Below are 14,447 nucleotides of genomic sequence, written 5' to 3'. Positions count from 1 at the left end.
GATCACCAAAGCAACGGGGTCCCGCCCGCTACTTCATCACCCGCAGGCCCTTGGTCGTGAAGCGCTGCGTCTTGCCACCCGGGCGAACGGGGCGCTTCGTGCCGGCCGCCTTGCCGGTGCCGGGCGGCTGGTGCGCGGGCACGAGCTGGTCGGGACGGGAGCGATCAGGTCGCGGCGGCCCCATCTCGATCAAGGCCTCGCGCAGCACCGGCCAATTGTCAGGGGTCGTGATAGCGCAGGAACGCCTTTGTGCAGGCGGCGCTGGCGCAGGCCCTTGATCGCATCGACCTTGTCGCTGCCGCCGTGGCGCACGCCACGCAGCGGGTTGACGCCGGTGTGGTACATCGCCGTCGCGGTCGCCATCGGCGAGGGCAGGAAGGTCTGCACCTGATCGGCGCGATAGCGGTTCTTCTTCAGCCACAGCGCGAGGTTCATCATGTCCTCGTCTGTCGTGCCCGGATGCGCCGCGATGAAATACGGGATCAGATAATATTTCTTGCCGGCCCGCTCCGCCGCTTCATCGAACATCCGCTTGAACTTGTTGTAGGCGCCGATGCCCGGCTTCATCATCTTGTCGAGCGGGCCGCGCTCGGTATGTTCAGGCGCGATCTTGAGGTAGCCGCCGACGTGATGGGTGACGAGCTCCTTGATGTATTCGGGGCTCTCGACCGCGAGGTCGTAGCGCACGCCGGAGGCGACCATCACCTTCTTGATGCCCTTGGTCTCGCGCACCTTGCGATAGAGCCGGATCAAATCGTCATGCGAGGTGTTGAGGTTCGGGCAGATCTCGGGGAAGACGCAGGACGGCCGCCGGCACGCCGCCTCGACCTTCGGGTCCTTGCACGCCATCCGGTACATGTTGGCGGTCGGGCCGCCGATGTCGGAGATCACGCCCGTGAAGCCCGGCGTCTTGTCGCGGATCTTTTCGATCTCGCGCAGGATCGAGCCTTCCGAGCGGTTCTGGATGATGCGCCCCTCGTGCTCGGTGATCGAGCAGAAGGTGCAGCCGCCAAAGCAGCCGCGCATGATCGTCACCGAGAACTTGATCATGTCCCAGGCCGGAATCTTCGCATCGCCATAGGACGGATGCGGCGCGCGCGCGTAAGGCAGGTCGTAGACCGCGTCCATCTCATCGGAAGTCAGCGGGATCGGCGGCGGGTTGAGCCAGAGGTCGCGATCGCCATGACGCTGCACCAGCGGCCGCGCATTGCCGGGATTGCTCTCCCGGTGCAGCACGCGTGACGCGCGCGCATAAGCTTCCTTGTCCTGCTCGACCTGCTCCAGCGCCGGCAGCCGGATCACGGTGGCGCCCTTCTGGCGCGTTGCGCCCTCGTCGGCGGAATCGAGATCGTCGGCGTGCAGCTCGGCATAGTCTTCCGGCACACGGCGGAACAGCGCGACGCCCCTGATGTCGTCGAGCTCGCGCGGCGCTTCGCCGGCGGCGAGCCGCTGCGCCACCTCGACCACGGCGCGTTCGGCATTGCCGTAGAGCAGCAAGTCCGCCTTGGCATCGGCCAGCACCGAGCGGCGCACCTTGTCGGACCAGTAATCGTAATGCGCGATCCGGCGCAGCGAGGCCTCGATGCCGCCGAGCACGATCGGGGTGTCCTTGAATGCCTCGCGGCAGCGCTGCGCGTAGACGATGGTGCAGCGGTCCGGCCGCTTGCCGCCTTCGCCACCGGCCGTATAGGCATCGTCGCTGCGGATGCGCCGGTCCGCGGTGTAGCGGTTCACCATGGAATCCATGTTGCCGCCGGTGACGCCGAAGAACACCTTTGGCTTGCCGAGCGCCTTAAAGGGCTCGGCCGAGTGCCAGTCCGGCTGCGCGATGATGCCGACCCGGAATCCCTGCGCCTCCAGCAGCCGGCCGATGATCGCCATGCCGAAGCTCGGATGGTCGACATAGGCGTCCCCGGTCACCAGCACGATGTCGCATTCATCCCAGCCCAGCGCGTCCATCTCGGCGCGGCTCATCGGGAGGAACGGCGCCGGCTTGCGCGGGCGCGCCTGAGCCATCAGGGGCTTTTCGGCGGTGATGATCTGGGTGTCCATGGCGCTTACGCATAGGACTCCCGGCCCGCGAATACAACCGACGGACGCGTGAAAGATCGCGGTTCCCGGCTCGTTCGGGCGCGTTAACCGTTCGCGAGCACCCGCCGGACCTCAGCCGTCGTGGCTGGCTCGCCGCCATGCTCGCAGACCATCCGCACGGCGTCCTCGACCAGGCGGAGATTAGTCACTGTGGAGCCCAGCAGGGCATCCTCGAGCCCGACGCGGACATGGCCGCCACGCACCGCGCGCTTCTTCCTCCGTCAGCGTGACCAGCGCTGCCAGGCCATATGGCTTCGGCGGAAAGCAGAAGGCGAATTGCTGCGAGAACATGAAGCGGTAGACGGGCGTCTTCACGCCGCTCGCGCGCGCCAGCGCTGCGCCGGCGCGGATGAAGCCCGGCTCGTAGATGGCGAAGGCGGGGTGGATGTCGTGGCGTCTGGCGACGTCGAGCCCGTGGCGGATATGGGTCTCCGGATTGAGATAGGTCTCCGCCGGCTTCGCCTGCGCCTTGGTCGCGGTCAGCGTGAAATTGACGCTGCCGGGATCGACCACCGCGAATTCGAGCAGGCCGCGTTCGGCCAATGCCTCGATATGGGCGAAGCGCGCTTTGGGGTCGGCGACATTGCCGCGCGCATCGAGGCCGGGGATGGAGGGGTAGACAGGCACGTCGATCTTGGCGCGAATGCCCTCGATGATGCGGGCGTAGACCTGCCCGTCGAACGTCTGCGGTCCGCCGCCGTCATAGGCGTGAGTGTGAATGATCGCCGCGCCGGCTTCCGCACAGGCGATGCCCTCGGCGACGATCGCCTCGATCGTGTCGGGTATGCCGGGCTGAAGCGCGCGGCTCCACGGTCCATTCAACGCCGCCTCGATCCAGACCTTGTGCATGGCGCGCTTCCTCATTTGCCCGAATGACGGTGCTTGTTTTGCAGGACCGTATCACGCCCGCATTGCGCGGACAGCGCCCTCAAATGTGTGATGCCGTCCACATACCTGCCGCGCGGGCCCCAGCATCCTCCCATCAGTTTCATGGGAGAGAGTCATGTTCTTTCTGATCGATGCGCTGCTGATCCCCGCGATGTTGTTTTTCCTGCTTCTGCCGATCACTGATCGAAGGACGGTGCGGATGAGGCTCTGCATGGTCTGCGCGCTGCTGGCGGTGTTCTCGGTCTCGGTCGCCCGCACCCATGTGGCTCCGGTGCAACTCGCGGGCATGGTCACGGCGCGGTGAGCGCTGAATTCGTCACATGTGTTCAGCATTGTGGTTCGCTCGCAGGAACCAACCGCCTCCGCGAACATTCTGACCTAGGCGCCCGCGCGAGCCGTGCTCGCGCGCGCCTCGACGATTCCGGCGCCTGTGACCGGACTTTTGCCCCGATGCTCGCTTCGGGGCGATGGGGGAGCTGTGAGTACGGTCATAGAGAACTTGCTGGCGCGAAAGCAGAAGCTGGTGGAATTGCTCGAAAAGGCGCAAGCCGTCGAGGATCGCGACAAGATTGAGCATCAGCTCGAGCAGATCAATACCGCGCTGGATTTTCTGGACAGGCCGGGATCGAGGGACGCGCGGTAGGCGCGCTCAATCCACCTTCAAGGCCTTGGCATAGATCACGCCCGAATTGGTGATGTGCGTCGTCATCAGCGCCTCGAACGCCGCGAGCTCGCCGCGTGCGAACAGATCGAGCAGCCTGCGATGCTCGTCGAAGGACGAGCGGGTGCGCACGTCGATCGGCGAGGTCAGATTGGTGCGCAGCGCGGCGACGCGCCCGGAGACGAGCTGGTAGGACTCGGCGAGGTAGCGGTTGCCGCAATGGGTGAACAGCGTCTCGTGAAAAGCGGCGTCCGCGCGGCCATAGGCGATGTTGTCTTTGGCCTCGACCGCGGGCTCCATCGCCGCGATCGCATCGCTCATTGACGCAATTGCACCATCGCGATCGTGGCGGAAGGCGAGCCCGGCGGCCTTGGGCTCGAGCGCCACGCGGAACGTGCAGAGCGCATCGATGTCCTCCGCGCTCGGCGTGAACACGAAGCTGCCGACCTGCGGCGGATCACCACGAGACCCTGCGCCTGCAACTGGCCCATCGCCTCGCGCACCGGCGTGCGGCTGACGCCGAAGGAATTGGCGACCATCTCCTCGGAGATTGCCGCACCCAGCGCGAACTCGCCGTCGATGATGGCCTGCCGCAGCCGCTGCATCACCCGCTGCGACAGCGATTTCGGCGTATCGAGCTTGAGCGATCGCATGCGCGCTCCCGCTCAGATCACCTTGCCGGGATTGAGCAGATGATCGGGATCGAGCGCGGCCTTCAGGGTGCGCATCAGCGCGATCTCGGCCTCGCTCCTGGCATGACCCAGCCACTTCTTCTTCAGCGTGCCGATGCCGTGCTCGGCGGAGACGCTGCCACCGAGCTCGCGCACGAGACCATAGATGATCGCGTCCATCTCCTCCTTCGGCTGCTGCTCGACGGAGAGGCCCGTGACCCAGGAGACGAGATGCAGATTGCCGTCGCCGATATGGCCGTAATAGACGCTCTCGCAGCCCTTGATGCCGGAAGCGAGCGCCGCCTTGCAGCGCGTGGCGAACTCGTCCATGCGCGCCACCGCAAGGCCGATGTCGTAGGAGATGTGCGGCCCCAGCACCTGGCCGAACTCGGCGCAGATGTCGCGCACGCGCCAGAACGCCTGCGCCTGCGCCAGCGATTGCGCCACGGCCGCATCGGCCAGCAGGCCGCGCTCCATCAGCTCTTCGAGCCAGGCCTGAAAGCGCGGCGCGTCGATGCCCTCGTCGGTGCCTTGCGCTTCCACCAGCACGTAGAGGCCGTGGCCTGCCGCGACCGGCGGCTTCACGCCGGCGCGCGTTGTGATGACGTCCCAATAGTCCGGCCACATCACCTCGAACGCTGACAGCAGCGGGCCGACTCCGCTGCGCGCGGCACCGAGCAGGTCGATCACCGCGGCATAGTCCTTCAGCGCGCAGAGCGCGGCCACGGTCGAACGCGGCTTCGGGAACAGTTTCAGCACCACGCGGGTGATGATGCCGAGCGTGCCCTCGGAGCCGATGAAGAGATGCTTCAGATCATAGCCGGCATTGTTCTTCATCAGCTTGTTGAGGCTGGTGATGATGGTGCCGTCGGGTAGAACGACTTCGAGACCGAGCACCAGCTCGCGCGTCATGCCGTAGCGGATCACGCGGTTGCCGCCGGCATTGGTCGAGAGATTGCCGCCGATGGCGCAGGAGCCGCGCGAACCGAGGTCGAGCGGGAAGAAGAAACCGGCCTCGTCAGCGGCCTTCTGGATCGTCTCCAGCGGTGTGCCTGCCTTCACCGTCATCGTCATCGAGGCAGGGTCGATCTCCTCGATCCCGGTCATGCGCTCCAGCGAGATTGCGACCCAACCCGCTTCAGGCGATGCGCCGCGGCATAGCCCGGTCAATCCGCCCTGCGGCACGAACGGCAGGCGCGCCTGCCGGCAGGTCAGGATCGCGTCCGCAACGCCCTGCGCGTCGAGCGGACGGATCACCGCCAGCGGCGTCTGCGGCAGGCTCGCGCTCCAGTCGTTGCAATTGCGCGCGGGCACATCCGCGCCGGTCAGCACCGCCGCCGCGCCGAGCTTTTCGCGCAAGGCGCCGAGCAATCGGTCGGGATGCTCGATGGGGGTCACCATGTTCATGCGAGACCTCCTCTAAATTCAGCTGCGCCTCATGCGCGCCGTGAGGGTGGAAAGGGTTTGCGTCTGTCTTGTATGTAAGGTACAAGATGGAAAGTAAAGCAAAAACAAGGCTCGGGAAAGCCTCCTCGGATCGTTTGGGGATCAGGGGGCTCGGTCCGGGATCGAAGAATATGAAGGGGTTGTGAGATGGCAGAGGCAATTCGCGGGTTCTGGGTGGCATCGGCGACGCCGCTGGCGGCGGACGGCAGCGTGGACTGCGCCAAGCTCGCGGTCCATGCCAAGCAGCTCTTCAGCAAGGGCGTCGACGGCGTCGTGCTGTTCGGCACCACCGGCGAGGGCACCTCGTTCAACGTGACCGAGCGCGTCGCGACCATCGAGGCCATGCTCAAGGCCGGGGTTGCGGCGGAACGCATCGGCATCGGGGGCGGCTTTCCCGCCATCAGCGACAGCATCGCGCTGACGCGCGCCGTGCTCGGCCTCGGCCTGCGACACGTCCTGATGCTGCCGCCCTATTTCGATCGCAGCGTCACGCCCGAGGGTATCGAGGACGCGTTTGCCGCGATCATCGACGGTGTCGGCGACGATCGGCTGCGCGCCTATCTCTATCACATCCCGCAGGTCTCGGGCGTCGCGATCCCGACCAGCGTCGCCGCGAACCTGCGCAAGCGCTACGGCAAGGTGGTCGCGGGCCTGAAGGACTCCAGCGGCGACTTCAAGCAATTCCAGGCGTTCCGCGCTGCTGCTCCCGAGCTCGCCATCACTGTCGGCAATGAAGCCGACATCGCCCGCGCGATCGCCGCCGGCGGCGCCGGCACCATCTGCGGCATGGCCAATGTCGTGCCCGAGCTGGTCAAGGGCATGATCGACGGGCGGGATGTCGAGGCGCGCATGCAGGCCGCAATCGACGTCGTCGTGAAGACGCCGTCGTTCCTCCCGACGCTGAAGGCGATCCTGGCGGCGCAGACGGGTGACGCAGCCTGGCTGCGTGTGCGCCCGCCGCTTCGCGCGTTGTCCGACGGCACCGCATTCAAGCGGAAGCTCGACGAGCTGATCGCTCCTGCGATCGCGTGAGATCGCGCAATTTCGCGACATGCTGCCTGAAATTCTCGTGCAGCGTGTCGCGCCTGGTGCGACGGCAATTGGTGATTGCCGTAACGCCGCGATCTGCTCTTAGAATGATTCAACACTAGAGCGATTCAATCCCGCCTACGGTTCTCTTCACGTCCGGCGACTGTTAGACGCGCCAGCTTCAATGCTGTGTCTGACTTGGAAGTGAATCGAACGTGCGTGCTCATCTGGATGGCCGCGACAGCGGCCATCGAACCGGTGCCTGCAGGAGCCGTGCAGGTCTTCTCATTGGCGCAGCCGTGCTGCTCGCCGAATGCCCCTCCAACGCGAGCGCGCAGGCGCAATCGACACTTCCGCCGGTGACGGTGGATGCCCCGGTGCAGCGGCCGAAGCCGGCGCGTGCATCGAGCCAAGCTTCGCGGCGTGCGCAAGCCGTTGCGCGCCGTCAATCCGATCGCAATCCCGCACCTGCAGCGCCGACATTGTCGGAACGCGCGGCGTCTGAAGCGGCCGCACAACAGGCGGCCAAGCTCGGTTACCGCGCGATGCCGAGCTCAACCACGCTGCGCAGCGGCGCCTCGCCGCTCGATACCTCGCAGACCGTCAACGTCGTCCCCGCGCAGGTGCTGAAGGACCAGCTGCCGCGCAACATCGACGACGCGCTGGTCAATATTTCCGGTATCACCCAGACCAATACGCTCGCGGGGACCCAGGACGCCGTCATCCGCCGTGGCTTCGGCGATAATCGCGACGGTTCGATCATGCGCAACGGCATGCCGCTGGTGCAGGGCCGCAGCCTGAACGCTGCGGTCGACAGTGTCGAAGTGCTGAAAGGGCCGGCTTCGCTGCTCTACGGCATCATGGATCCCGGCGGCATCGTCAACACCATCAGCAAGCGGCCGGAGCTCTACCAGCACGGCTCGGTGACGCTGCTCGGCTCGACCTACGCCAACAACCGCAGCGGCGCCGACGGCACGCTCGACATCACCGGTCCGATCGGCGACGGCGGTCTTGCCTATCGCTTCATCGGCTACGGCGTCAGCGAGGATTATTGGCGCAATTTCGGCCGTCACCGGGAGATGCTGGTGAACCCCCGTCGTTGGCCTGGTACGGCGACACCACGACGGTTCAGCTCACCTACGAGCACCGCGAGTTCATCACTCCGTTCGATCGCGGGACGGCCTTCGTCAACGGCACGCCGCTGGCGATCCCCAAGGAGCGTCGGCTCGATGAGCCCTTCAACAATATGTGGGGCACCTCCGACCTGGTGCAGGCCTCGGTCGAGCAGAAGCTGGACGACAATTGGAAGGTCACGGCGGCCTACAGCTACAACACCGAAACCTTCAGCGCCAATCAGCTTCGTATCACCGGCGTCAATGCCAAGACCGGCGTCGAGACCCGCAGCAATGACGGCACGCAGAATTCGCTGAGCAATGCCAGCTACGGCACCTCCTACCTGCAGGGCGACGTCTGGGTGGGCGGCTTCCGCAACGAGATCCTGTTCGGGGGCGAGGCGCTCTATCGCACGATCGATCGCCACGATTTGATTCGCCAGGCGACGCCGAGCTTCAATTTCTACAATCCCGTCTACGGACTCGTCACACCAGGCACGACCGTTTCGGGGGTCGACAGCGAGCAGACCGACAAGCTCGGCACCCGCGGCTTCTTCGCCCAGGACACGTTCCACGTCACCAACTGGCTGTCCGTGGTCGGCGGCGTGCGTTGGATGGAATACGAGCAGCTCGCCGGAAAGGGCCGGCCGAACTTCATCACGAACACCAATCTGGCGGGTGACAAGGTGCTGCCGCTCGGCGGCGTCATCTTCAAGCTGAGCGATCAGCTCTCCTATTATGTGAGCTACACGCAGTCGCTGAAGCCGACTTCGACGATTGCGGCATTCACCACCGGCTTCGTCGTCGATTCCACCATCGCGCCTGAGGAGGGAACGCAGTGGGAGACCGGCCTGAAGTTCGACGTCAACAAGCGGCTGTCGGGCACCCTGGCGGTCTACGACATCGAGAAGAAGAACGTGCTGGTGCTGGACGATATCGGTAACGGCAAGTCGGCGGCGCGCGCGTCCGGTGCGGCGCGATCGCGTGGCGTCGAACTGGACGTCACCGGCAGGCTGACCGATGAATGGAGCATGATCGGCAGCTACGGCTATACCGATGCACGCTTGATCAACGATCCCGTCAACGGCAACGCAAAACTGCTGAATGCCGCGATGAACACGGCCTCGCTCTATCTCGTCTACGATTTCGGCGACAGATTGCCCGGCCGTCTGCGGCTTGGCGGCGGTGCGCATTATGTCGGCGACCGGCCCGGCGATTCCGCGAACACCTTCTTCATGCCGGCCTATACCGTCGCGGATGTCTTTGCGACCTATGACACCAAGGTCGACAATCTGCCGGTGACCTATCAGTTCAACGTCAAGAACCTGTTCGACAAGGTCTACTATACGTCCACCACCGGGAGTGCTCTGGCCGTCGCGATCGGCGATGCGCGGCGCTTCTCGCTGTCGGCCACGGTGAAGTTCTAGCGATGGCGGCGCGGCGCAACGCCTTCGCGGTCCGGGTCGCGCTGGCGGCTGCCTGCCTTGCCGGCACAACTGCGAGCCGCGCCGAAGACGTCACGCTATATTCGACTAGGGAGGCTGCCCTGGTCGAACCTGCGGCCGCTGCTTTCGCGGAAGCCAGCGGCATCAAGGTGAAGATCGTCTTCGTCGAGGACAGTCTCGTGAAGCGGCTCGGATCGGAAGGCGAGACGTCGCCGGCCGACGTGCTGCTGACGATCGGTCTGGACAAGACCACGCAACTTGCTGAACTTGGCTTGACCCAGCCCTTTGCATCCGGGCCTATCGCACACGCGGTGCCGGCGAATTTGCGCGACGGCACCGCGCAATGGTTCGCCCTGTCGATCCGGCCGCGCGTCGTTTTCGTGCGCAAGGACAGCACGCTTGCTTCGATCAATTATGAGGACCTCGCCGACCCCAGATGGCGCGGCAAGCTCTGCATGCGCACGCCGCTGCATCAGAACAATGTCGCACTGGTCGCGGCCTATCTCGTCCATCACGGTGAAGCGGCGACGGCGGCCTGGCTCACTGGCCTGAAAGCCAATCTCGCCCACAAGCCTGATGGCAAGGACAACGACGTGATCCGCGAGATTGCGCAAGGCACTTGCGAGATCGGCATCGGCAACACCGTGGCGCTGGCGCAATTGCGCGACGGACGCGAAGGCGCCGGCTGGCGTGCATGGGCAACGGAGGTCAAGGCTGTCCCGACGGCCTTCAGGGGCGGCGGTGCGCATGTGAACCTCACGGGCGCCGCCATTGCGAAACACGCGCCGCATCGGGAAGCTGCGCAAGAACTGCTCGAGTTCCTCGTCACGCCGGCAGCACAGAAAATCTTTGCCGCCGCTGAACTCGAATATCCCGTGCTTGCCGCAGCGGAGCGGACTCCGATCGTTACCGACATCGGTGCGTTCGCTGCCGATGCGTTGCCGATCGACCGGATTGCCGCCCAGCGGCAGGCCGCGATCGCCTTGATCAGGAAGGCCGGCTTCGATGAATAGGGTGGGGCATAGCATCAAAGCCGTCCTGCTCCAGGTCCATTCGATTGCGGGCCTCGTGCTCGCACTGCTACTTGCCCTGATCGCGCTGACCGGCGCGATATGAGTTTCGAGGACGAGATCGTCGAGCATCTCAACGCCGGCCTCATGCATGTCGTGCCGCGCGAGAAGCCGGCGCTCACGCCAGACGAACTGGTCGCGCGGCTGAAGGCGGGGCAGGACGTCGGCCAGGTCTCGGCCGTCATGCTGTCGAGCGATCCGACTGCCGCGGTACGTGTCCGCTTCGCCCGCGACGAGCAGGGCACGCGGCCGACATCACTCTATGTCGATCCCTATGATGCGCGCGTGCTGGGCTCGCCGCGTGGCGAGGAGTTTTTCGTGACCGTCCGCAGGCTGCATCGCTGGCTGCTGATCCCCGGCGACGCCAAGGGGTGGGGCCGCCAGATCACCGGCATTGCCGCGCTCGGGCTCATCGTCATGCTGGTTTCGGGGCTGGTACTGCGCTGGCCGCGTCGCGCCACGAGCGTCAAGATGTGGCTGAAGCCGAACCTGGCGCTCAGCGGACGCGGCCTGCATCGATCGCTGCACGCCGTGATCGGCACCTGGGTGCTGCCGATTTATGTGGTGATGACGCTGACCGGCCTCTGGTACTCGTTCGACTGGTACAAGGACGGCGTCGCCTGGCTGCTGGCGCGCCCGGAGATCGCCGCTGCCAAGATGCAGCCAAAGATGTCTGCAAAGGCACCGCGCGACGCCGTTCGTCACGAACCGACAGCGGCGATCGGATTCGATCAGGCATGGACCACGTTGCGTCGTGAGCAGGGCGACCGCTTCTCCAGGGCTCTACTGACACTGCCCGGCGGCCCCGGGACTGTGATCCGGATCCGGTCGTGGCCGAAGGACTCGACGCTCGATACCACGCGCGACGAATTCCGCGTCGATGCGGTCACCGGCCAGGTGGTCTCCGCGGAGCGCTACGCCGACAAGACGTTCGGCGAGAAGATCATCGCCAACGTGCTCGACATCCATCGTGGCGCAGTCCTGGGCTGGCCCGGCAAGCTCGCCTTCATGATCGCGGCAGCCCTGATGCCACTGTTCTCGGTGACAGGCATTCTGCTTTATCTGTCGCGCCGCAAGCTGCGGCGCCCGGCGCAGCCACCGCTCGGGCGGCTTGTTCCGGGCGAGTGAGTAGCCGCGAAGGCTAGCCAAGCGCGCAACAATCGTTCAAAAGCCCTTGGCTTGTCCTCGCCAAGGCCCACGCCATGAAACTCCCGACCGCCACCCCCGCCGACATCCGCCGCGCGCTGCTGCTGCGGGAGGAGATCGCGCTGCTTGATCTCCGCTACGAGGCGGGCTTCGCCACCGGCCATCCGCTGTTTGCAGCCAACATGGCCGCGGACCGGATCGAGATCGAAGCCGAGCTGAGGCTGCCGCGGAAGGACGTGGCGATCGTGCTTTATGACGACGGCGAGGGCTGGTTGAGACCGGCGCCGAACGTCTTGCCGCGCTCGGCTACACCAATGTCAGCGCGCTCGACGGCGGGCTGAAGGCGTGGCGGGCGGCGGGCTATCAAACGTTCGAGGACGTCAATTCCTATTCCAAGGCCTTTGGCGAGCTGGTCGAGGCGCGCCGCCACACGCCCTCATTCAGTGCCGACGAGGTGGCAAAGCTGATCGCCGACAAGGCCAACATCGCCATCCTCGACGTCCGGCGTTTCGACGAATACGCGACCATGAACATTCCGGGCTCGGTCAGCGTGCCCGGTGCGGAGCTGGTGCTGCGGGCAGGGCAGGCCGCGCCCGATCCCGACACCACCATCATCGTCAACTGCGCCGGCCGCACCCGCTCGATCATCGGCACGCAGTCGCTGATCAATGCCGGCGTGCCGAACAAGGTACGCGCGCTGCGCAACGGCACCATCGGCTGGACGCTGGCGCGGCATACGCTCAACCACGGCGCGGACCGGCGCGGTGCGATCGGACCGTTCGAAGGCGGCCCGGCCAATGCCCGCGATGTCGCCTATCGCGCCGGCGTCCGCCGCATCGGCGCGAGCGAGATGGCGGTGCTGCTCGCAGACCGTGATCGCACGCTCTATCGCTTCGACGTACGCGATGCCGAGGAATACGCGACCGGGCATCTCCCCGGCTTCCGCCATTATCCCGGCGGCCAGCTGGTCCAGGAGACTGACATGGCCGCGCCGGTGCGTGGCGCGCGCATTGTCCTGTCCGACGACAAAAGCGTGCGTGCCGACATGACGGCGTCATGGCTCGCGCAGATGGGCTGGGAGGTCTATGTGCTCGAAGGCGGCTATGACGGCGCCCTCGAGATCGGCCCGCCGCGCGTGCTGCCGAAGCCCGACCCGGCGCATCGCTACCGCCGCCCCTATGAAGGCACGGATGTCGCGGAGAAGGCGATGCAGGCCTATCTCGATTGGGAATATGGTCTTGTCGAGCAGCTTCGGCTCGATGGCACGCATGGGTTTTATGTGATCTGAGACGAGTGGCCTATCGCGCCTGAGCAATACTCTATCTCCGTCACCCTGAGGTGGCCGCTTCTTCAGCGGCCCTCGAAGGGCGACGGCCCGGATGCATCGGGGGCCGTCGTCCTTCGAGGCTCCCGATGGGGCGCTACGCGCCCCATCACTCGCACCTCAGGATGACGGGGCGGCGATTGTGTGCGGGGAGGGCGGGGCTGGTGGGATGCCAAGCACATCTCTCGCTCCGCCATCTTCTCCCCGTATCCAAACCCTATTGTGCTGCGCCTCGTCCGCGGTCTAAGAGCTGCGGCAAAGCCGTCACCTATGGAGATTTCATGTCAGCCCCAGGCCAAAGCCCTGAGCGGAGCGCGAAGGCGCTGCTGCTCGAAGGCGTCAATGACAGCGCTGTCGACCTGTTCAAGAGCGCGGGCTTCACCAATGTCGAGCGGCTGACCAAGGCGCTGGACGGCGAGGACCTGCGCCGGGCGCTCAAGGGCGTGTCGCTGCTCGGCATCCGCTCGCGCACCCAGATCACCGATGAGGTGCTCGCGGCAACGGACGGGCTGCTCGCGGTCGGCTGCTTCAGCGTCGGCACCAACCAGGTCGACCTGCTGGCGGCGCGCAAGCGCGGTATTCCCGTGTTCAATGCGCCGTTCTCCAACACTCGCAGCGTCGCCGAGCTCGTGATCGGCGAGATCGTGATGCTGCTGCGGCGGATCTTCCCGCGCTCGGTCTCGGCGCATGACGGCGGCTGGGACAAGTCGGCGACCGGCAGCCGCGAGGTGCGCGGCCGCACGCTCGGCATCATCGGCTACGGCAATATCGGCTCGCAGCTCTCGACCCTGGCCGAGGCGATGGGCATGCGCGTGATCTATTTCGACCGCACCGACAAGCTCCGCCACGGCAACACCGAGCCGGTCGAGAAGCTGGAGGAGCTCTTGGCGCAGAGCGATGTCGTCAGCCTGCACGTGCCCGAGACGCCGGAGACGGCAGGCATGATCGGCGAGAAGGAGCTGCGGGCGATGAAGCCGGGCTCGTTCCTGATCAACAACAGCCGCGGCACCGTGGTCGATCTCGACGCGCTCGCGCGCTCCTTGCGCGATGGCCATCTCGCCGGCGCCGCGATCGACGTGTTTCCGGTCGAGCCGTCGTCGAACGCCGACCGCTTCAAGAGCCCAGTGCAAGGCCTCGAGAACGTCATCCTCACCCCGCATATCGGCGGCTCGACCGAGGAGGCGCAGGAGCGCATCGGCGGGGAGGTCGCGCGCAAGCTGGTCGACTATTTCATCACGGGCTCGACCATGGGCGCGGTGAACTTCCCGGAAGTGCAATTGCACTTGCGTCCGTCCGGCGCGCGCTTCAGCCATGTCCATCGCAACGTGCCGGGCATGCTGCGGCGCCTGAACGAGGTGTTCCTCCAGCGCGACATCAACATCGCCGCGCAATACCTCGAGACCGCAGGCGACCTCGGCTATGTCGTGCTCGACGCCGACCTTGCGGGACAGGATTCCGGAACCCTGCTTCAGCAGATCCGCGGCCTCGAAGGCACGGTGGGCGCAAGGCTGGTGTTCGAGCACTAAAGCATGATCCGGAAAAGTGCGAAGCGGTTTTCCGGAAA

At 65.6% G+C, this 14,447-nt stretch carries 6 protein-coding genes and 6 pseudogenes; 8 read left to right on the top strand and 4 right to left on the bottom strand.

Translation table 11 applies throughout. The features are described from left to right. Window positions 1-28 precede the first annotated feature (28 nt). Together FOM02_RS41450 and FOM02_RS41445 are read right to left on the bottom strand one after the other, a co-directional pair. Window positions 29-2,052, bottom strand: a pseudogene (locus FOM02_RS41450) (YgiQ family radical SAM protein). 83 nt (window positions 2,053-2,135) lie between these two features. Beyond that, a pseudogene (locus FOM02_RS41445) lies at window positions 2,136-2,940 on the bottom strand (3-keto-5-aminohexanoate cleavage protein). A gap of 154 nt (window positions 2,941-3,094) precedes the next feature. Between FOM02_RS41445 and FOM02_RS41440 the strand changes: the two are divergent. Together FOM02_RS41440 and FOM02_RS41435 are read left to right on the top strand one after the other, a co-directional pair. Continuing rightward, on the top strand, window positions 3,095-3,283 hold the full coding sequence (locus FOM02_RS41440) for a hypothetical protein (RefSeq protein WP_027561519.1): 189 nt from the start codon (window positions 3,095-3,097) through the stop codon (window positions 3,281-3,283). 174 nt (window positions 3,284-3,457) lie between these two features. Then, window positions 3,458-3,622, top strand: coding sequence for a hypothetical protein (locus tag FOM02_RS41435; protein WP_167336543.1), 165 nt, complete (start codon window positions 3,458-3,460; stop codon window positions 3,620-3,622). A 6-nt stretch (window positions 3,623-3,628) separates the two neighbouring features. On the opposite strand, the pseudogene FOM02_RS41430 reads toward FOM02_RS41435, so the two are convergent. Beyond that, window positions 3,629-4,293: pseudogene (locus FOM02_RS41430) on the bottom strand (GntR family transcriptional regulator). Window positions 4,294-4,305: 12 nt separating this feature from the next. After that, window positions 4,306-5,718: an FAD-binding oxidoreductase gene (locus tag FOM02_RS41425; RefSeq protein WP_027561517.1), complete on the bottom strand. Its 1,413-nt coding sequence runs from the start codon at window positions 5,716-5,718 to the stop codon at window positions 4,306-4,308. 186 nt (window positions 5,719-5,904) lie between these two features. Here FOM02_RS41425 and FOM02_RS41420 point away from each other — a divergent pair, with 186 nt between their 5' ends. The 6 genes and pseudogenes from FOM02_RS41420 (at window position 5,905) to serA (ending at window position 14,409) form a co-directional block, all read left to right on the top strand. Next, window positions 5,905-6,789 (top strand): dihydrodipicolinate synthase family protein, encoded by an 885-nt coding sequence (locus FOM02_RS41420; RefSeq protein WP_027561516.1) that lies wholly within the window; start codon window positions 5,905-5,907, stop codon window positions 6,787-6,789. A 212-nt stretch (window positions 6,790-7,001) separates the two neighbouring features. Then, window positions 7,002-9,325 (top strand): annotated as a pseudogene (locus FOM02_RS41415) (TonB-dependent siderophore receptor). 2 nt (window positions 9,326-9,327) lie between these two features. Beyond that, the gene (locus FOM02_RS41410; RefSeq protein WP_027561514.1) at window positions 9,328-10,356 is read left to right on the top strand and encodes an extracellular solute-binding protein; all 1,029 of its coding nucleotides are present in this window, start codon (window positions 9,328-9,330) and stop codon (window positions 10,354-10,356) included. Further along, window positions 10,349-11,541, top strand: a pseudogene (locus FOM02_RS41405) (PepSY-associated TM helix domain-containing protein). Before FOM02_RS41410 ends, FOM02_RS41405 begins: the two are co-directional and overlap by 8 nt. A gap of 74 nt (window positions 11,542-11,615) precedes the next feature. Continuing rightward, window positions 11,616-12,847 (top strand): annotated as a pseudogene (locus FOM02_RS41400) (rhodanese-like domain-containing protein). 317 nt (window positions 12,848-13,164) lie between these two features. Beyond that, window positions 13,165-14,409, top strand: a complete 1,245-nt coding sequence (gene serA / locus FOM02_RS41395; protein WP_027561511.1) for a phosphoglycerate dehydrogenase — start codon at window positions 13,165-13,167, stop codon at window positions 14,407-14,409. Window positions 14,410-14,447: the final 38 nt, after the last annotated feature.

The organism is Bradyrhizobium sp. SEMIA, from assembly GCF_014844175.1.
Classification (GTDB): Bacteria; Pseudomonadota; Alphaproteobacteria; order Rhizobiales; family Xanthobacteraceae; genus Bradyrhizobium; species Bradyrhizobium arachidis.
Note: the sequence above shows the minus strand (reverse complement) of the source record. Positions and strands in the feature narration are given on the sequence as shown.